Annotated in this window: 14 protein-coding genes, 2 pseudogenes and 2 riboswitches; of the genes and pseudogenes, 6 read left to right on the top strand and 10 right to left on the bottom strand. The window is 68.8% G+C overall.

Annotated features, from left to right (window positions below):
• The first annotated feature begins 215 nt into the window (after positions 1-215).
• On the top strand, positions 216-788 hold the full coding sequence (locus tag U9R90_RS00560; RefSeq protein WP_411054359.1) for a hypothetical protein: 573 nt from the start codon (positions 216-218) through the stop codon (positions 786-788).
• A gap of 300 nt (positions 789-1,088) precedes the next feature.
• Here U9R90_RS00560 and U9R90_RS00555 read toward each other — a convergent pair whose 3' ends face one another.
• The 5 genes and pseudogenes from U9R90_RS00555 to aceA form a co-directional block, all read right to left on the bottom strand.
• Positions 1,089-2,861 carry a M14 family zinc carboxypeptidase gene (locus tag U9R90_RS00555; protein WP_411054358.1) on the bottom strand — a complete coding sequence of 591 codons (1,773 nt, stop codon included), beginning with the start codon at positions 2,859-2,861 and terminating at the stop codon, positions 1,089-1,091.
• Positions 2,862-3,299: 438 nt separating this feature from the next.
• Positions 3,300-3,545 (bottom strand): annotated as a pseudogene (locus U9R90_RS00550) (ATP-binding cassette domain-containing protein); the annotation flags it as partial.
• Positions 3,537-3,649: riboswitch (cobalamin riboswitch) on the bottom strand. (Overlaps the previous pseudogene by 9 nt.)
• A gap of 210 nt (positions 3,650-3,859) precedes the next feature.
• Positions 3,860-4,759 (bottom strand): 3-hydroxybutyryl-CoA dehydrogenase, encoded by a 900-nt coding sequence (locus U9R90_RS00545; protein WP_411054357.1) that lies wholly within the window; start codon positions 4,757-4,759, stop codon positions 3,860-3,862.
• A complete protein-coding gene (gene aceB / locus U9R90_RS00540) occupies positions 4,756-6,348 on the bottom strand; it encodes a malate synthase A (RefSeq protein WP_411054356.1) in 1,593 nt (530 codons plus the stop codon). Before aceB ends, U9R90_RS00545 begins: the two co-directional genes overlap by 4 nt.
• 97 nt (positions 6,349-6,445) lie before the next feature.
• Entirely contained in the window at positions 6,446-7,729 is a 1,284-nt protein-coding gene (gene aceA, locus U9R90_RS00535) for an isocitrate lyase (protein WP_411054355.1), read from the bottom strand.
• A gap of 358 nt (positions 7,730-8,087) precedes the next feature.
• Between aceA and U9R90_RS00530 the strand changes: the two genes are divergently transcribed.
• Positions 8,088-9,494 carry a short-chain fatty acyl-CoA regulator family protein gene (locus tag U9R90_RS00530; protein ID WP_411054354.1) on the top strand — a complete coding sequence of 469 codons (1,407 nt, stop codon included), beginning with the start codon at positions 8,088-8,090 and terminating at the stop codon, positions 9,492-9,494.
• Positions 9,495-9,549: 55 nt separating this feature from the next.
• On the opposite strand, the gene U9R90_RS00525 is transcribed toward U9R90_RS00530, so the two are convergent.
• The 3 genes and pseudogenes from U9R90_RS00525 to U9R90_RS00515 all read right to left on the bottom strand — a co-directional run bounded on the left by U9R90_RS00525 (position 9,550) and on the right by U9R90_RS00515 (position 12,257).
• On the bottom strand, positions 9,550-10,011 hold the full coding sequence (locus tag U9R90_RS00525) for an acyl-CoA thioesterase (RefSeq protein ID WP_411057587.1): 462 nt from the start codon (positions 10,009-10,011) through the stop codon (positions 9,550-9,552).
• 143 nt (positions 10,012-10,154) lie between these two features.
• A riboswitch (cobalamin riboswitch) is annotated at positions 10,155-10,338 on the bottom strand.
• Between the two features lie 308 nt (positions 10,339-10,646).
• Positions 10,647-11,846, bottom strand: a pseudogene (locus tag U9R90_RS00520) (IS3 family transposase).
• A 24-nt stretch (positions 11,847-11,870) separates the two neighbouring features.
• The gene (locus U9R90_RS00515) at positions 11,871-12,257 is read right to left on the bottom strand and encodes a hypothetical protein (protein ID WP_411054353.1); all 387 of its coding nucleotides are present in this window, start codon (positions 12,255-12,257) and stop codon (positions 11,871-11,873) included.
• Positions 12,258-12,568: 311 nt separating this feature from the next.
• On the opposite strand from U9R90_RS00515, the gene U9R90_RS00510 reads away from it, so the two are divergent.
• The 3 genes from U9R90_RS00510 (at position 12,569) to dnaB (ending at position 15,153) form a co-directional block, all read left to right on the top strand.
• Positions 12,569-13,012 carry a hypothetical protein gene (locus tag U9R90_RS00510; RefSeq protein ID WP_411054352.1) on the top strand — a complete coding sequence of 148 codons (444 nt, stop codon included), beginning with the start codon at positions 12,569-12,571 and terminating at the stop codon, positions 13,010-13,012.
• A gap of 50 nt (positions 13,013-13,062) precedes the next feature.
• Positions 13,063-13,713: a DciA family protein gene (locus U9R90_RS00505; protein WP_411054351.1), complete on the top strand. Its 651-nt coding sequence runs from the start codon at positions 13,063-13,065 to the stop codon at positions 13,711-13,713.
• Positions 13,714-13,806: 93 nt separating this feature from the next.
• Positions 13,807-15,153, top strand: a complete 1,347-nt coding sequence (gene dnaB / locus U9R90_RS00500) for a replicative DNA helicase (protein WP_411054350.1) — start codon at positions 13,807-13,809, stop codon at positions 15,151-15,153.
• Positions 15,154-15,359: 206 nt separating this feature from the next.
• Here dnaB and U9R90_RS00495 read toward each other — a convergent pair whose 3' ends face one another.
• The gene (locus tag U9R90_RS00495) at positions 15,360-16,085 is read right to left on the bottom strand and encodes an HAD family hydrolase (protein WP_411054349.1); all 726 of its coding nucleotides are present in this window, start codon (positions 16,083-16,085) and stop codon (positions 15,360-15,362) included.
• A gap of 305 nt (positions 16,086-16,390) precedes the next feature.
• On the opposite strand from U9R90_RS00495, the gene U9R90_RS00490 reads away from it, so the two are divergent.
• Positions 16,391-17,218: an SDR family oxidoreductase gene (locus U9R90_RS00490; protein WP_411054348.1), complete on the top strand. Its 828-nt coding sequence runs from the start codon at positions 16,391-16,393 to the stop codon at positions 17,216-17,218.
• 184 nt (positions 17,219-17,402) lie between these two features.
• Here the strand turns inward: U9R90_RS00490 and U9R90_RS00485 are convergent, their stop codons facing one another.
• Entirely contained in the window at positions 17,403-17,966 is a 564-nt protein-coding gene (locus tag U9R90_RS00485; RefSeq protein WP_411054347.1) for an AAA family ATPase, read from the bottom strand.
• Positions 17,967-18,086: the final 120 nt, after the last annotated feature.

The following is an 18,086-nucleotide window of genomic DNA, read 5'->3' as shown; positions in this document are numbered from 1 at the left end:
TGTCTCGTGTGTCCAAGGGGGCAAGGCCCGCCCACGACACCTCCCCGCCGCCCTCGGCCCTGCACTGCGAGGGTGGAGCACCCCGCAGAGCCCCATGACCCGAACGCGGGATGCGTCACCCCAACGAACGACCGTCATGGCGAATCGGTACCGGCGCAGGACGTCGTCTGGTCCATGCCGTGGGCTCGTGGCCCGTCCGCGCCCTTGCCGCTGAAGTGTCCGAACGGCAGGGTGAAGTGGTGATCATCCCCTTCTTACGCGACGACACGCGGGGTGCGGTGACGGTGACGCTGGACTGCGTCGACGATCCCGCTGCGATCGGCAAGCACCCCTCAGCCCATGGTTTCCCATGCTGCACCGCTGCGGTGGACTATCCGGGCAAGGGTTACCGGTCCCTGTTCGGCTGGGTCCAGCTGGTGCGTTCGACGGACAACTCATCCGCCGGGGCCGCCTTTGACATGGACCCGTTTTACCTGTTCGAGGATGCCCCGGCGCCGTACGCGTTCTTCGGTATCAACCCCACGCTGTTTGACGCGCCGTCACGAGCCGAGCGAGTCCCCCTCACCTGGACGGCTCACAGCTACCTGGCGTGGACCCCGATGGATGAGGTCGGACGGCGTGTCCTGCCGCTGGCAGGCTTCTCCTGGGGGTTCGACATCGACTCGGGCCGTCGCATCACGTTGCACGAGGTTCAAGCGCTGACGACTGTGGACTGGGACGCACACCTGCCGTACCTCGGCGCCTCCTACCCAGGCTGGGCATTCGACACATGGCAGCCGCGGCAGTGAGCCCCTGAAGTCTCCCGCCCCTTCCACGGACGCTCCAGGTTGATCCCGGGGCACGTTGTTCTAGACAACGGTCTGGCCCCAGCCAAGACCTGTGACCGGGGGTGACCGGGACTCCATCCGGCCGAACCGGCCCGCGAACCGATCGGCGAAGTCGTCAAGCGCGTCTGGCCAACCGTCAGTTATCTCATTTCGCAGGCCATGGCCGACGCGACGATGCACGGCGCGGAGTGTCGTTGCCGTACGAGCGTCGCGAACCGCCCGGGTCCGGTATGGCGTGCCGGACCCGGGCGGGTGGCCGGGTCAGAGCGAGAGGGTCCAGGTGTCGAGGGTGCCCGTGTCGTAGCGGGCGGTGTCCTGGATGCGGAGCGACCACGTGCCGTTGGGCGCCTCGCCGGACAGGTCGGCCGTGTAGGTCTCGTGGATGTCGTCGGCGCTGTCCCGGCCGCTGGCGCTCTTCAGCGGATAGACGGTGCCGTCGGGGGCGATCAGGTCGACGACGAGGTCACCGCGCCAGGTGTGCTCGACGTGGACCTCGACGGTACTGGCGTCGGACGCGTTGCCGGTGCAGCCCGAGATCTCGATGCCGCTGGTGACGGCCGAGCCGTTGTCGGGGATGGCGACGTTCGTGCCGTTGGTGGCGCTGCACTCCGAGGGCGGGGGCGTGGTGCCGCCCCCGTAGGGGTTCTCGGCGTGCTCCGCCGCGTAGACCAGCATGGGCTTGACCTGGTTCCAGAACGTGTCCTGGCAGGAGTAGCTGGGGTGGAAGCCGCCACAGGAGCCGCCGGAGGGGCCGATCTCCCAGGTGAAGCTGGGTACGCCGAGATCGTCGTAGGCCCAGTCGTCGTGGGTGCCGCTGGCGTTGTAGAGGATCTCGCCGGGCTGTCCGTACTCCCAGCCGCCCGCCAGGTCCGCCATGTCCTTGCCCATGGTGCGGAGCGCGGCGTCGTTGCCGGCGTCGATGGAGGAGTTGAATCCCCAGGGGAACAGCACCATGTTGGAGTAGCTGTGCATGGTGACGAACATGCCCTGGGTGTCGGGGTCGGCGGCGGCGTTGTCACCGGTGGAGCGGGTGTCGGGGAACAGGTCGCGGTAGAGGGCGTGGAGGGCCTCGGTCTCGGTCTCGGAGTCCGCGGAGGGGCCCTTGTAGACCTTGGAGCACGGGTTGGAGCTGGTGCCGGCGCCGCCCCAGTGGCTGCTGTTGTTGCGGTTGAGGTCGATGCCCTCACCGCCGTAGGAGCCCTCGGAGCATCCGCTGCTGTGGCTGTGGTTGGCGTTCTTGCGGTGCCACTGCTGCTGGCTGGGCCCGCCCATGAAGCCCTGTTGGACCATGTCGACGCCGTCGGGGTTGCCGATCGGCACGACCCAGATCTCCCGGGTGTCCAGGATCTCGGTGGCTGTCGGGTCGGTGCCGTAGCCGTCGGTGAGGTAGTCGATCCAGCGGTAGGCCATCTCGCCGGTGCTCAGCTCCCGGGCGTGGACCTGGGCCTGGACGAGGAGCCGCGGCTTGGAGGAGTCCGGGTTCAACTGGCAGTCGCCGGACTGCTTCTTGGTGATGCAGATGGCTTTGAGGTCGTAGCCGTTCGACTGGCCGGTGGCCTTGCGCCAGGAGTCGCCGACATCGAAGACGGTGGCCAGGCCGGAGTGGTCGGAGGCGACCTGGTCCAGGTGGGCGTACTGGGCGTTCACGGTGCGGTAGCCGCCGTAGTAGGTCTCCTCGGCGACCTTGGCGGTCAGCCGCGGGGCCTGGCCACTGCGCTTGGGCGGTTCCCAGGGGGCCGGTCTCAGCCGCTGCTCGACGGTGGCTTTGAGTCCGGCGGCTCTGAGGTCCTCGGCGGTGTCGGCGTCGCCGAGGACGAACAGGTCGTCGCCTTCGCGGTCTTCGATCAGGTCGAAGCCGGCGAGCCTGCTGTCCGCCGCGTGTGCTCCGTCGTGGACGCGGTAGACGTAGGCGCGGTCGTCCTGCGCCGATGCGGGTCTGTCGGGTGGCGGGACGGCGACGCCGTAGCCGGTGCCGGCCGCCAGCGCGGCCGTCGTGGCGGCCGCGACCAGCCAGAAGGTCATTTTCCTGTGCACGTGAACCTCATTCAGTGGGGGAGCGGTCGGTTACCGCTGCATGACGAGGAGGTGCCTGGTGACTTGGGTCATGTACATGATTAGCCAGCGGTGCCGGATCTGGGAATGAGCTGCGCTTCCGATTCCGGACGTTGTCCGATTCCGAGGCCGCCCAATTGGGTGTGGAAGGCGTGAAACGCACTCCTGACGGTGGCTTGAGGGCCGACCTCAAGTCCGGTCACGCCCGACGGTCCCGTCGGTGCCGGGAGGTACGCGTGTTCCTGGTGGGGCCGATCGGCTTCGGTGGGCCGACAACGACGCGTACCTCGCCCTGCTCGCTCTGGACCGGGGGACGGCAAAGGAGCCGGGCGAGCTCCTCGGCGACCCGGCCGCTGAGCGGTGGCCCTGCCCGGGCGGCTCCTGGAGGCCGGACTCGTACAACAGGGGGCAGTCGGGGCCTCACGCGGTGTCGTCGTCTCCGGGCCGCCGTCGTCTCCGGGCCGCCGTCGGCCCGCTCGGGCGCCATCCGCCGGGCCCGCTGTCCCTCGGCCCGCCTGGAATTCTGGACGGGGCCCGATGGCGGTCCAGGGTCAGGGGACGCCGAGCGGACAGCTCGTCGAGGAGGAGGAACCGCGGATTGCCCAGCAGGGCGCGGGCGATTGCGAGCATCTGCTGTTCCCCGCCGGAGGGTTCATCTCCCCGGTGCCCGAGCCGCTCTCCCGCTTCCCAGACCCGGCCGGGTCCAGTGCGTGTGACGGCGGTCGTTCCCGCTCACCGCTGCGGGGCAGTCCCGGATTCCCACCGGGTTCCCTCGTGTGACGCACCTGCCCGGCGGACAGGGCGAACCGGCTGCATCCGCAACCCTAGGCGCGGGCTCGGCCCCGGGGCAGCACTGTTCACATGGCGGATGGTGAGATGAGCCACGCGCCCAGTTCCTGGCCCTGCCAGGAAGGGAATCGCGTCGGGCGCGGAGCGGCCCCTCAGCCGCCTCGCGCCCGCTCCACAGCAGCCCGGGCCCCTCAAGCCCCGGCGGCAACCCGGGCCCCTCGGCCCTGGTCGTACTGGTGGAATCCCCGGCCGGTCTTCCGTCCGAGCAGCCCCGCCTCGACCATCCGCTGGAGCAGCGGCGGCGGGGCGTACAGCGGCTCCTTGAACTCCTCGTAGAGCGACTCCGAGATGGAGGCGACGGTGTCGAGGCCGATCAGGTCGGCGAGCTTGAGCGGGCCCATCGGGTGGGCGCAGCCGAGTTCCATGCCCGCGTCCACGTCGACGGCGGTGGCGAAGCCGGATTCGGCCATGCGGATCGCCGAGAGGAGGTACGGGATCAGCAGGGCGTTGACGACGAAGCCGGCCCGGTCCTGGGAGCGGATCGTGGCCTTGCCGAGGGTGTCGCGGGCGAACTCCTCGATGGCCGTGACGGTCTTGGGCGCGGTGTGGAGGGACGTGACCACCTCCACCAGGGGCAGGACGGGCACCGGGTTGAAGAAGTGCAGTCCCAGGACGTGGTCGGCGCGCTGCGTGGCCATGCCCAGGCGCATGACCGGGATGGAGGAGGTGTTGGAGGCGAGGATCGCCTCCGGGTCCTCGACAATCTTGTCGAGGACGGCGAAGATCTCGGTCTTCGCGTCCGTGTTCTCGATGACGGCCTCGATGACGACTTGCCGGTCGGCCAGGTCGTCGAGGCTGCCGGTGAAGACGAGGCGGGCCAGGGCGTTTTCGGCGGAGATGCGGTCGAGCTTGCCGCGCTGGACAGCGCGTTCGAGGGATACCGCCACACGGTCCCGGGCTCCGCGGGCCGCGGTGGCATCCACTTCGCAGACGACCGTGTCGAGACCGGCGCGGGCGCAGATCTCGGCGATCCCGGCCCCCATTTGGCCGCCGCCGACGACGCCCACGCGCTGGATACCTGTGGTGGTCATGCCTGCTCCATTCCGCGCCGCACGAGGTGGCGGGCGTAGGCGTCGGTGGTGAAGAACTCGGGCAGATCGGGGCAAAGGGCAGCGCGTATGAAGATCTCGCGGGCCTCGGTAGTGAGCGCCGCCGGGTCCTCCTTGGCCAGGGCGGCCGTCTCGCCGTCGAGGATCCTGATCACTGTGTCGCGGTCTACGGTGCTGTGGCGCAGCCACTGCCAGATCTGGCAGCGGGCGATCTCGGCGGTGGCGGCGTCCTCCATCAGCCCGTACAGGGCGACCGCGCCGTGGCCGCGCAGCCAGGCGTCGAAGTAGCGCAGCGCGACGGCGATGTTGGCGCGGACGCCCTCGTCGGTGGGCGGCCCGCTGATGCGGCGTACCGACAGCAGGTCGCAGGCTCGGACTTCGACGTCGTCGCGGGTGCGGTCGATCTGGTGCGGCCGGTCGCCGAGGACACCGTCGAAGACCTCTGCGCAGACGGGGACGAGGCCGGGGTGGGCTACCCAGGAGCCGTCGAAGCCGTCTTCGGCCTCGCGTTCCTTGTCGAGCCGGACCTTGGCGAGCGCGGTCTCGTTCGCGGCTGCGTCCTTGTTGGGGACGTGGGCGGCCATGCCGCCGATGGCGTGGGCTCTGCGCTGGTGGCAGGTGCGCACGAGCAGTTCGGTGTACGCGCGCATGAAGGGGGCGGTCATGGTGACCTTGGCCCGGTCGGGCAGCAGAAAGTCGGTGCGGTGGCCGAAGGTCTTGATCAGGCTGAAGAGGTAGTCCCAGCGGCCCGCGTTGAGTCCGGCGCTGTGCTCGCGCAGCTCGTAGAGGATTTCCTCCATCTCGAAGGCGGCGGTGATCGTCTCGATGAGGACGGTGGCGCGGATCGTGCCGCGGGGAATGCCGAGCAGTTCCTGGGCGAGGACGAAGATGTCGTTCCACAGGCGGGCTTCGTAACGGTTCTCCAGCTTGGGGAGGTAGAAGTACGGGCCGTGGCCGGCGGCGATCTGGCGCTGGGCACAGTGGAAGAAGTACAGGCCGAAGTCGACGAGGGAGGCGGGGACGGGGCGGCCGTCGAACTCCAGGTGCTCCTCGACCAGGTGCCAGCCGCGCGGGCGGACCACGATCGTGGCGGGCTTGTCCCCCAGCCGGTATTCCCTGCCTTCAGGGGAGGTGAAGTCGATGCGGCGTTCGATCGCATCGAGCAGGTTCAGCTGGCCGCCGATGACGTTGTCCCAGGTGGGTGCGGTGGCGTCCTCGAAGTCGGCCATCCACACCTTCGCGCCGGAGTTGAGGGCGTTGATGGTCATCCGGCGCTCGGGTGGTCCGGTGATCTCCACTCTGCGGTCGGTCAGTCCGGGGGCGGGCGGGGCGACGTGCCAGTCGGGGTCGGTGCGGACTGCGGAGGTGACGAGCAAGAAGTCCAGCGGCCTGCCTGAGACCAGGTGGGCCGATCGGCGTCGCCGCTCCTTGAAGAGCTCCAGGCGCCTGTCCGCGAAGGCCGCGGCCAGACGTCCGATGAAGTCCAGGGCCTCGGGAGTGAGGATCTCCTCGTAGCGGTCGCCCGGCGCCCCGAGGACCTGGACACGGTGGGTCAGTGCGTTGGTGGACATGCGGGTCTCCTGAGAGGGGAGGGGGTGAGGGCCGGACGAGGCGGTTGCCCGGCCCGCACCTGAACTCGGGCCGACGAGCGGGCTGCGCAGGGAGTGCTTAGTGGAACTGCTCTTCCTCGGTGGAGCCGGTCAGCGCCGTGGTCGACGAGGCCGGGTTGACGGCGGTGGAGACCAGGTCGAAGTAGCCGGTTCCGACCTCGCGCTGGTGCTTGACGGCGGTGAAGCCCTGCGCCTGGGCGGCGAACTCCCGCTCCTGCAGGTCGACGTAGGCGGTCATGCCGTGCTCGGCGTAGCCGCGGGCGAGATCGAACATGCCGTGGTTGAGGGAGTGGAAGCCGGCCAGGGTGATGAACTGGAAGCGGTATCCCATGGCGCCGAGCTCCCGCTGGAACTTGGCGATCTGGTCGTCGTCCAGCGCGGCCTTCCAGTTGAAGGACGGCGAGCAGTTGTAGGCGAGCATCTGGTCCGGGTACTGGGCGTGGATGGCCTCGGCGAACTCCCGGGCCTGTGCCAGGTCCGGGGTGCCGGTCTCGACCCAGATCAGGTCGGCGTACGGGGCGTAGGCCAGGCCGCGGGCGATGACGGGGGCCATGCCGTTCTGGACGCGGTAGAAGCCCTCGGCAGTGCGCTCGCCGGTGCAGAACTGGGCGTCGCGCTCGTCGACGTCGCTGGTCAGCAGGTTCGCGGCCAGGGCGTCCGTGCGGGCCACGATCAGCGTGGGCACATCGGCGATGTCGGCGGCGAGCCGGGCCGCGTTCAGAGTGCGGATGTGCTGCGAGGTCGGCACCAGCACCTTGCCGCCGAGGTGGCCGCACTTCTTCTCGGAGGCCAGCTGGTCCTCGTAGTGGATGCCTGACGCACCGGCCGCGATCATCGCCTTGGTCAGTTCGAAGGCGTTGAGCGGGCCGCCGAAGCCGGCCTCGGCGTCGGCGACGATCGGTGCCAGCCAGTCCATGGTGTCCGATCCGCCCTCGGCGGTGGCGATCTGGTCGGCACGCAGCAGCGCGTTGTTGATCCGCCGAACCACCTGCGGCACCGAGTTGACCGGGTACAGGCTCTGGTCCGGGTAGGTGTGGCCCGCCTGGTTGGCGTCGGCGGCCACCTGCCAGCCGGACAGGTAGATGGCCTGCAGCCCGGCCTTAACCTGCTGCACGGCCTGACCGCCGGTCAGCGCGCCCAGCGCGTGGATGTAGTCCTGCTCGTGCAACTGGCGCCACAGGCGTTCGGCGCCGCGCCGGGCCAGGGTGTGCTCCTCGCGGACGCTGCCGGAAAGCCGCACGACGTCCTTGGCCGTATACGTGCGCTCGACGCCCTTCCAACGGGGGGCCGTGGCCCACCGCTGCGCCAGCTCCTGTGCCGCCTGTGTCCCTGCCTGCGCCATGACCGTCTCCTGAGGGGATCGAAGCCGAAGATCTTCTGTGAAGAATGCGAAGGCGCTATCCCTTCGCTGGGTGCGCGGCCCGCCATGCCCCCACTCGTGAGCGAAATTGAGCAATGTCGACGAGTCGCCGGAGGGAATCGCCGGGATCGCCGACGTCAGGGCAGGAATCGTGCCCGGAGTTCCGCTCCGGTCGCCGGGATTCGGCGGGCCGCACGACGACTCTGGCAGTGACACTGAGTGCCATCAAGCTTGGCGCTCTGCCAACTTCTGTGAATCTTCCACCGCTTCTTTGCCAAGATTGCGAAGGTCTCTACGGGGTGCCGTTCGCATAGAGTGTGGGCGGCGAAAGGGGCAAGGGATGAGTAAGACCTACGCGGGGACGCGGCTGCGGCGGCTGCGCGAGGACCGGCGCATGAGCCAGGCCGAGCTGGCCCGTGTCCTGGCGATCTCACCGAGCTATCTGAACCAGATGGAGCACGACTCCCGGCCGCTGACCGTACCGGTCCTGCTGCGGCTGACGGAGGCGTTCGGCGTGGACGCCGCCTTCTTCGCCGAACGCGACACCAGCCGCCTCATGGCCGACCTGCGCGAGGCCCTGGCCGACGAGGTGGCCGCCGGCCGCGTCTGTGCCTCCGACCTGTCGGAACTCGCCTCCCGACTGCCCACCGTCGGGGATGTGCTGCTGCGGCTGAGCCGAAGCAACCAGGAGCTGGGCGAGCGGCTCGCCGAGGCGGCCGACGGCCGCGCCGCGACCGCCGGCACGGCTGCGCCCCGCACGCCGCACGAGGAGATCCGCGAGTTCTTCTACCGCCGACAGAACTACCTGCACGACGCCGACACCGCCGCCGAGGAACTGGCGTCCGCCGTCGGGATCCGGCCCGGCGAGGTCCTGCGGGCCCTGACCGCCCGACTCGCCGACCGGCATGGCGTACGCGTCACGGCCGACGGGGACAGTCCGCACCACTACGACCCGCATGCCCGCACCCTGCACCTTTCACCGCGCCTGCGCCCAGGCCAGCAAGCCTTCCGCATGGCCACTCAGCTGGCCCTGGTGGAGTACGGCGACGAACTCTCCCGGCACGCCTCCGAGGACTACCAAGAGGGCTCCACCACCTGGAAGCTGGCCAGGATCGGTGTCGCCAACTACTTCGCCGCCGCGTTGATCCTCCCCTACCGCGACTTCCACACCGCCGCTGAGGAGGTGCGCTACGACATCGAGCGCCTCACCGACCGCTTCGGCCTCGGCTACGAGACCGTCTGCCACCGCCTGAGCACCCTCCAGCGGCCCCGCCTGCGCGGGGTGCCCTTCTCCTTCGTCCGCGTCGACCGTGCGGGCAACATGTCCAAGCGCCAGTCGGCGACCGGGTTCCACTTCTCCCGGGCCGGCGGGACCTGCCCGCTGTGGAACGTCTACGAAGCCTTTGCCGCCCCCGGCCGCATCCATGTTCAGATCGCTGCCATGCCCGACGGACGGCGGTACCTGTGGACCGCCCGCGCCGTCACCCGCAGCCGCGGCGGCTGGGGCGAGCCCGGCAAGAACTTCGCCATCGGGCTCGGCTGCGAGATCCGGCACGCCTCACGGCTCGTCTACTCCGACGGACTCGATCTGGACAACGCCTCTGCCGCCACCCCGATCGGCATGGGCTGCCGCGTCTGCGAACGCCTTGACTGCCCGCAGCGCGCCGTGCCGCCGCTCGGTCAGCGGCTCGCCATCGACGAGAACAGCAGCACGTTCGTGCCTTATCCCGTCGCACCCGCGCCCTGAACCGGCAGCGGGTGTGCGGCGGGCGCGCTTGTTGCTGGAGTGCCCCCGCCTCGTCTCACGCCCGCCCTGTTGGGCCGCGGCGTGTGCTTTCGGCTTCCCTCGTGCCGAGGGCCGGGACCGGGCGTGGTCGGCTCTCGGCGTCGATGGCGACGAATGTCAGCTGAGCGGTGGCGACGTTGGTGGCGGGTCCGGAGGCGTTCCACCGCTCGGCGGTGACGCGGACGCCGACGTCCATCGAGGTACGTCCGGCCCGCTCCAGCTCCGCGTGCACGGTGAGCAGATCACCGGCCCTCACCGGGGCGAGGAAGGTCATGCGGTTGACCGAGACGGTCACCGACGGGCCGTCCGCGTGGCGTCCGGCGGCGGCTGCCGCGGCGTCGTCGATCAGTTTCATGATGATGCCGCCGTGGATGGTGCCGTAGAGGTTGGTGTCGTGCTCGCTCATGATGTGGGCGAGGGTCACGCACGAGTCAGCCGGGGCCTTGTGGGCGGGGCCTACGGGCAGTCGAGTGTCCATGGTCACGGAACTCTCCTTCGCGAGTTCTCGACGACCTCGATGGCCGGATGCACGCGAAGGACGGGGCGGTCCACATCGCCCCTGCCGCCGCCGACCCGCCCTCGATGTCCGGTGTGGCCGCACCCATGGTGGGGCGCGGGCAGTGGCAGGTCTTCGGACTCACGGGCGCACCTGACCTTCGTCAGGCGCCTACTGGCCGTCGCTTCCCAAAAGCCTGAGCTTCCAGTGCGAATGACGGCGGTCGTTCCCGCTCACCGCTGCGGGGCAGTCCCGGACTCCCACCGGGTTCCCTCTTACGACGCTCCGCCTGGCGGGCGGGGCGAACCAGCCGCACCGGCAGCGTACGACAGTACGCGTGCGGGCTTAGAGGCTGTTGCCATTCCGAGTCTGATGACTGCGTTTTCGCTGGTCAGGGGTAGGGGTGGCGTCTGGGTGGGAGTGATGTCTCGTCGTTTCGTCGCTCCTATGGAGGTTACGGATGCTGTCGGTGGCCGGACTGCTGGAACAGCACGAGCTCGTACGGCCGCACTTACCCGATCAGTCTGGAGACCATGGTCCTCGTGTCGATTATTCGTACAGTTGAGACACGTCCATCGCTATGACGGGACTGCTGCGTGATCAGGTGACAGCGGGTTTTATGCAGCGTGTGCTGCGGGTGGGGTCATGATGGTCTCGTACTCGATGGGGGTCAATCGGGCCAGGCGTCTCTGGCGTCGGCGGCGGTGGTAGGTGCGTTCGATCCAGGTCACGATCGCGATCCGCAATTCCTGTCGGGTGGCCCAGACTTGGCGGTCCAGGACGTTCCTCTGCAGCAGCGCGAAGAAGCTCTCCATGGCCGCGTTGTCGCCTGCCGCACCGACCCGGCCCATCGAGCCGACCAGGCCGTTCCGGGCGAGAACGGACACGAATTTTCGGGACCGAAATTGCGATCCGCGGTCCGAATGCACAATGCAACCTTCCACATGGCCGCGGCGGGCGACGGCGGACTGCAGCGCCATCACCGCGAGGTGGGACTTCATCCTCGAGTCGATGGAATAGCCCACGATCCGACCCGAGAACACGTCCTTGACCGCGCACAGGTAGAGCTTGCCCTCGCCTGTGGAGTGCTCGGTGATGTCGGTCAGCCACAACCGGTTCGGCGCATCGGCGGTGAAGTTCCGCCGCACCTTGTCGTCGTGGACCGGCGGACCGGCCTTGGCGTTCTTGCCACTGCCCTTTCGCTTGCCGAAGGCGCTCCACCAGCCGTTGTCCCGACAGATCCGCCAGGCGGTCCGCTCGGCCATCGTCTCGCCAGGCAGCGCGGGCCTCATCGAGGAGGAAACGGTGGCCGAATTCCGGGTCGTCGCGGTGCGCGTCGAACAACGCGTTGGCCCGGTATGCCTCGGCCAGTTCGGCGTCGGCGACCGGGTGGTTCAGCCACCGGTAGTAAGGCTGGCGGGCCAGATTGAGTACCCGGCACGTCACCGCCACCGGCACCCGCACAGGGGCACCGGGGGCGGCCAGCTCGCGGACGAGCGGGTACATCATTTTGTCGGCAGGTTCGCCTGCGACAGATAGGCCGCGGCCCGCCGCAGCACCTCGTTCTCCTGCTCCAGCATCCGGATCCGCTTACGGGCTTCGGCCAGCTCAGCCGACCCGCCAGCGGCGGAGCCGGCGCTGCTGCCCGAGGTCGACCCTCCGGATTCCTCGGCCTCCGCGCGGCGGATCCACTTCGTCAACGAGACCGGGTGGACACCGAAATCGGCGGCTACTTGCTCCAGGGTGACGCCGGGCTCGCGGTTGCGCGCGACCCGCACGACGTCCTCGCGGAACTCCTTGGGATACGGCTTGGGCATTGCGACATCCTTCCAGCCCGCCTCTCAGCGAGCCAGATCAGGTGTCACCCAACTGTGCAGCAGTCCCAACTGCTGCCACCATTGCTGGGGCGCTGGTTTGACCATGTCCTGGATATGGCTCGCGATCGGCTGCGACCAGCCAGGAAAGTCACGCCAGTGAAACGGCAGCTGGGATCCGTGATCTTGGAGGTAGAGCTCGGCAAACTCTGCAGGGAACGGGTTTTTCAGCGGCGGAACCGCGGGGATCTGCAAGTCCGATGCTCCGCCCTCCTCCCACAGCACATCTGCATGCCCAGCCAGTTGCAGGCCAAGGCCCACGATCTGAGCTGCCTGCGACCAGGCGGCGATCTCCTCGTCCTGTTCGAAGGCTTCTGCCCCAGGCAGGGGACTCTCGATCACTGGATCCGACACGGCCAATCCCCAATCCAGATGGGTGAAGCGGGCTCGTGAAGATCACATCAGGCGCTGCTCGGGCCCGTAGGCCGACTCGCGCAGTAACGGCTGATCTCACTCCATCAGCACACTCCGGGGCTCAGGTCTGGCTCGGAGTAGATGCCCTCCGCGTCTATCCGACACGGGAACGAGCAATAACCGACGTTACGGCACCACACGAACCCAAGAACTGAACACCGCGCAACCACCGGTACTAGCCCGCGTTCCAGCCGAAGGGTCCTCGGAAATCCTGAACCCACGAACTTCTCGGCACGAAGCTGCGCTGGAGCGTGCCGAAACTGATCGAGGCGGCCAACCAGCGGGTGTCTGGTGCGAACGTTCGCGCCGTGCACGTCCGGGCGCCCGGATCTCTGAAGGCCGACTCCGCCACGGCGGCCGCCGACCCGGTTCCGCAGCCGGTTGTTCCCGCCTCTCCGGTGCAGCGACCGGCCCCGCCGGACGGATACCGCCGTGCGATCGAAGCGCACCGCCAGGCCACGCGGCCGTCCCGGATCGATTCGGGTATCGCGGAAGCGGTGGAACGGCAGACGGCTGCGATGCGCGAGCTTGGCCGTCGCGCCTTCCTCGAGCCGCCCTCTGTCCCGGATGGTGCGACGGCCCCGATTGAGCAGGACCGCGTGCAGCGGCGCCGCCAGGCTGCGGCGACCGAGGCGGCCGCCCTGCGCCGGGCCCGTGCGGAGCATGCCGCCCGGACACAGGGGGCGGTGGGCTGAGCAGCACAGGACAGACTGAACTGGCGGATCAGATCAAGGAGGACACGACGGTGGAAGAACAGACTCCCCACGGGCAGGACCTGGCGCGGATCGCCCTGCGCAACACCGTCCAGGGTGCCCGGCGCAACCGGGGCCGGGCCGGCACCCGTCGATCCCGCCTGCGGCCCCGGCCTGGTGCAGCGCAGCCGGTGCCGCTGAAGGTGACGGTCGCCGAAGTCGCTGATCACTTCGACTGGCCCGTTCCCGTGGAGACCACCCTGGTCAACCAGTGGGATGCGCTCGCCGGGGATCTCGCCGTGGGCCTGATCGCGGTCCGGTTCGATCCCGCCTCTGGCGTTCTGAGCCTGCGCGGCGTGTCTCCTGCGTGGGCGGCGACGGGGCGCTTCCGGTCCAAGCAGATCGTGCGTGCCGTGAACGACGCTCTGGGCCAGCAGGTGGTGTGCGAGCTCGCCTTCCTGCCGCCTGTGCCCGCGCGGCCGCCGGTCCCGCTGCTGCCGCGGGCGTTCCGGCACCCTGAGCCGCCTGTGCAGGACGATGAACAGCTGGTCTTCGCTGCCCGGCGGCGGCAGGCCGCGCAAGCACCCCGCGAACCCGAGGGCCTGCTCACCTCCGGCGACGACCGGCCGTCGGCTACCAGGGGCGAGCTGGTGCGCGCACGCGCCATGGCCCGAGCTCGTGCCGGGCGAGGCGCCCCGTCCTGATCCGTCCCGCCGCTGCACCATCGGTCGCTACGCTGACCTGCGGTGCAGGACACGGAGGCACACCGGCCCCGTGCTGACGTGTGGAGGAGCTCCGTGGCCGAGGACGACGTTCAGGCGGGGCAGCCCCCTCACGACCTGGCAGCGGAGAAGACCGTGCTGCGTGCGATGCTGCGCTCGGTCGACGCCATCTCCGACATCGTCGAAGTCCTCGTGGGCGACGACTTCTACCGCCCGGCGCACGAGCTGATCTACAACACCGTCCTGGCGCTCTACGCTCGCGACGAGACGGCCGACGCCATCACGGTCGGCGCTGAACTCGCCAAGCACGACCAGCTGACGAAGGCCGGCGGCAACGTCTACCTGCACACCCTGGCCAACGCTCCCGCCGGGCCCGGTACGTGGGAGAGGGCCGCAGACACCGTCCAAGCCATGGCCGTGCTGCGCCGCCTGCAGGTGGCCACCGCCCACATCGACAACCTCACCGCTGGCGCCACGGCCGACAGCGTCGACCACATCATCGACACCGCCCAGGCCGAGATCCTCGCCGCCACCAGCCGCAACCGGTCCTTCATCCCACCAGCACACCCGCTGGCCGACATCCTGGAAGGCGCCCTGGACGAAATCGAGACTATCGGCAGCCGCCCTGGCCAAACGGCCGGCATCCCCACCGGCTTCGAGGACCTCGACGCGCTCACCGGCGGCCTCTACCCCGGCCAGCTGGTCGTCCTCGCCGGCCGCACCGCCATGGGCACCTCCACCCTCGTCCTGGACCTGCTGCGCTGCGCGGCCATCAAGCACAACCTGCCCGCGGCGATGTTCGCCCTAGAGTCCCGCCGCATCGACATCACCGTGCGCCTGCTGTCCGCAGAAGCCCGCGTCCCGATGCACCACATGCGCTCCGGCACCATGAGCGATGAAGACTGGATCCGCCTGTCCAAACGCCTGCCCGAAGTCGCCGAAGCGCCGCTCTACCTACAAGACGACCCCTGCTCCAGCTTCACGGAGCTCCGCGCGCGCTGTCGGCGACTGTACCGTCTGCACGGACTGCAGCTCATCGCCGTCGACGACGTCCAGCAGCTCCACTACGGCACCCGCCCCCTGGGCTCCCGCTACGAAGAGGTCTCCGAGATCGCCCGCGGCCTCAAGCACCTGGCCAAGGAACTCGAGATCCCCGTCATCGCGGTTTCCACCCTCAACCGCAGCCCCGAACAGCGCGTCGACAAGCTGCCCCAGATCAGCGACCTCCGCGACTCCGGCGCCCTGGAGGACAACGCCGACCTCGTCATCCTCCTGCACCGCGAGGACGCCTACGGGAAGGACACACCCCGCGTCGGTGAAGCCGACCTCCTCGTGGCCAAACACCGCTACGGCCCCACCGCGACGCTCACCGTCGCCCATCAGGGGATGTACGGGCGCTTCGTGGACATGGCACGCGACTGATGTGGGGTCGTGTGGGATCTCAGATTCCGTGGCCGAATCTCATGACCGATGGCCAAGTGGTGGCCACCCGCGAGACTCTCGGCCCCGGAGTCGTTGTCCTGTCGCACTGAGCCTGTCGGATTCTCACCGCTTCTCGTTCGTGCTGTCGGATTCTCATTGCGTCGCACGCTGAGCGGCGGCGTTTGCCCCTTACGTGGGGTTTGATCTCATTTTTGGGATCCGGTTCTCGCGGTACCTGTCACGGTCGTACGCGATGCCCACGTGGCGTCCCGGCTCCCCCTGGACACATACGCGCCGAGTACAGAGGTATCGAGATCCTTGAGGGACTCCAGTACCTGAGTGGCAATCGCAAAGCGCGGATCGCAGCGATCAGCGGTCTCGGGAACGGCGACGACCGTCATCTGGGCTGACACGCCAGCGAGGACGCCGTTGAGCGAGTCCTCGATCACAATGCATTCGTTGGGTGACGCGCCGAGGGCGGCGGCTGCGCGGAGATAGGTGCCCGGGTGGGGCTTGCCGTGTTCGTCGTCTTCGGCCGAAAACACGGCATCGAAAGATCGGTCAAGGCCGGTGCTCGCGAGCGCATGCCGAATCACCGACTCCGGGGAAGATGACACGACGGCCATCGCCCTCGATGCACGCGCGCACGCTGTGACGGCGTGTTCGGCACCGGGTTTCAGCGCCACTCCATCCAACCTACGGCACACGGCGGCCACGATCTGCTGCTCGACGTCGTCGGGGTCGGCTTGAATGGTGGCCCGATCGAACCAATGGGCCACCATGTCCCTTTGCCGCAGCCCGCGCGTCGCCGCCTGCATCTCCGTTGTGAGGTGCAGGCCAAGCGGACCGAACACTTCACGCTTTGCCGCGTCCCAGATCGGCTCGGAGTCGATCAAAAGGCCGTCCAGGTCAAATAGGACAATCGGTTGCATCGGTTGCTCTTTCGTTGGCGATCACGCGAAGACGAGACGATTCGCTGCCCCACCGTGCATGAGCAGATGGTGCTGTGGTCGATGACGATACTCATGAGCCGCTGGCTGGCCCGGCGACGAGGGTGAACCATCCCGGGGTGGGCTCGTCGGCCCAGCCCCGGTCGGCCAGCCGCACAACCCAACGGCCCGAGCATGCCTTGCCATGCCGGCATCATGCCTGAACTGCGGAAACCCGCCCATCAAGTTCGGTACGACAACGGCTTCTTACCAGCGCGTGCGTGGCAGCTCCTCTACTGTGTCGCACCATGACCATCCTGATCATCGGCGGCAGTGGCTTCCTGGGCACTGAGCTGGTCCGCCAGGCGATTGCGGCGGGCCATTCGACGGCTGCGACGTTCGCCACCCGGCCTGGCGGCACTCCGAAGGTCTCGTGGCACGCCCTCGATCTGCGCGACTCCGGTCGCATCGAGGCAGTCATGTCCAAGGTGGAGCCTCGCGTGATCGTCAACGCGACGAGCGGGGGGCCCGATTGGACGGTCACGGCCGAGGGACCGGTCCGCCTGGCGATGACCGCGGCGAAGCGCGGCAGCCGCCTGGTCCATGTATCCAGCGACGCCGTGTTCTCCGGCCTCCGGGTCTACTACGACGAATTCTGCCTCCCCGACCCGCTCACCCCCTACGGTGCCGCGAAGGCCGCGGCGGAGACCGGCATCCGCTTCGTGAACCCGGAAGCCGTCGTCGCCCGCACCTCTCTGATCATCGGCGACCAGCGATCGGAACACGTACGCGCGGTGCACGACCTCGCGGCCGGCACCCGCACCGGCGCCTTGTTCACCGATGACATCCGCTGCCCCGTACACGTCGCTGACCTGGCCGCCGCCCTGCTGGAACTCGCGTCCAGCGACCGGGCCGGCGTCCACCACCTGGCAGGAACCGATGCCGTGAGCCGCCATGAACTCGGCACCCTCATCGCCCGGCGTGACGGGCTCGACGCCTCCCGGCTCCCCACCGGCCTGCGGGCCGACAGCGATCTTCCCGGAGCACTCGACGTCCGCCTCGACGGCCGCGCCACCCAGGACCGGCTCCGGACAAAGCTCCGCGGGGCCCGCCAGTTCCTTGCCCTGGGGACGTGAGCTCCTCTCCCCAGCCATGTGATCGTCCACGCTCAGATTCCGGTGGTACTGCGCAGCCCTCGATGAGACGGGCCGATTCCGGCGCTCCGGGCCCTTCCACCGCGTGAGCCCCGGTTCCGCGAGAGTCAACTGGACTGAGAACACCGACCGAGCCAGTTCCCACACCACCTGGCAGCCCTGCAGGTCACAGCGCCACCCGCTGCCAACTCAAATGAGATGGGACACAACTCTTGACGGCCTCTGCGATCTGCTGGGCGGCCTGGGCGGGTGTGAGGTGGGTGGTGTCGACGACCTCGGCTTCGGCGTGCAGCCACGTGCGGGCGGCTTCGGCGTAGGGCTCGAGGTATTGGAGACGGAACGGGGAGTTGGGGCCAAGAACAGTGTCGCCCGCGATGCGCCTGCGGAGGGTGTCCTGGTCGGCGTGGAGAACGAAGTGCCGGACCGGGATGGCGTGTTGGGCCAGGCCCGTGCTGATCTCGCGCCAGTACTGCTCGACCAGGACGGTCATGGGCATCACCAGGGTGCCGCCGGTGTAGTCGAGGATGCGTCGGGCCGTCTCGACTACGAGCGGCCGCCACGGTGGCCAGTGCTGGAAGTTGTCCGTCTCGGGCAGCCCCGGTGTGATGTCCATGAGGGTCTCGCCGACCTTCTCGGCGTCGAACACCCGTGAAGCCGGGATCAGCTGCTGCACGAGCGCACTGGTCGTCGTCTTGCCTGCGCCGTGGGTGCCATTGAGCCATACGATCATGAGACTCGATGCTAGCGTTGTGTCGGCCGCGCGATGCCGTTTCCGTCGACCCCGTCACGACTCAGGCAGCGTGGACGGTTTCAGCAGGTCGTGGCACGGATGCGTTGGGCTGGACGGCGG

The sequence above is a fragment of the Streptomyces sp. E11-3 genome (assembly GCF_046540415.1).
Lineage (GTDB): Bacteria > Actinomycetota > Actinomycetes > Streptomycetales > Streptomycetaceae > Streptomyces.
Note: the sequence above shows the minus strand (reverse complement) of the source record. Positions and strands in the feature narration are given on the sequence as shown.

What these genes read in the sequence shown, in the direction of transcription:
- U9R90_RS00545 (WP_411054357.1), bottom strand. Translation starts at nt 4,759, where the DNA reads ATGACCACCACAGGTATCCAGCGCGTGGGCGTCGTCGGCGGCGGCCAA.
- aceB (WP_411054356.1), bottom strand. Translation starts at nt 6,348, where the DNA reads ATGTCCACCAACGCACTGACCCACCGTGTCCAGGTCCTCGGGGCGCCG.
- aceA (WP_411054355.1), bottom strand. Translation starts at nt 7,729, where the DNA reads ATGGCGCAGGCAGGGACACAGGCGGCACAGGAGCTGGCGCAGCGGTGG.
- U9R90_RS00530 (WP_411054354.1), top strand. Translation starts at nt 8,088, where the DNA reads ATGAGTAAGACCTACGCGGGGACGCGGCTGCGGCGGCTGCGCGAGGAC.
- U9R90_RS00525 (WP_411057587.1), bottom strand. Translation starts at nt 10,011, where the DNA reads ATGGACACTCGACTGCCCGTAGGCCCCGCCCACAAGGCCCCGGCTGAC.
- U9R90_RS00495 (WP_411054349.1), bottom strand. Translation starts at nt 16,085, where the DNA reads ATGCAACCGATTGTCCTATTTGACCTGGACGGCCTTTTGATCGACTCC.
- U9R90_RS00490 (WP_411054348.1), top strand. Translation starts at nt 16,391, where the DNA reads ATGACCATCCTGATCATCGGCGGCAGTGGCTTCCTGGGCACTGAGCTG.
- U9R90_RS00485 (WP_411054347.1), bottom strand. Translation starts at nt 17,966, where the DNA reads ATGATCGTATGGCTCAATGGCACCCACGGCGCAGGCAAGACGACGACC.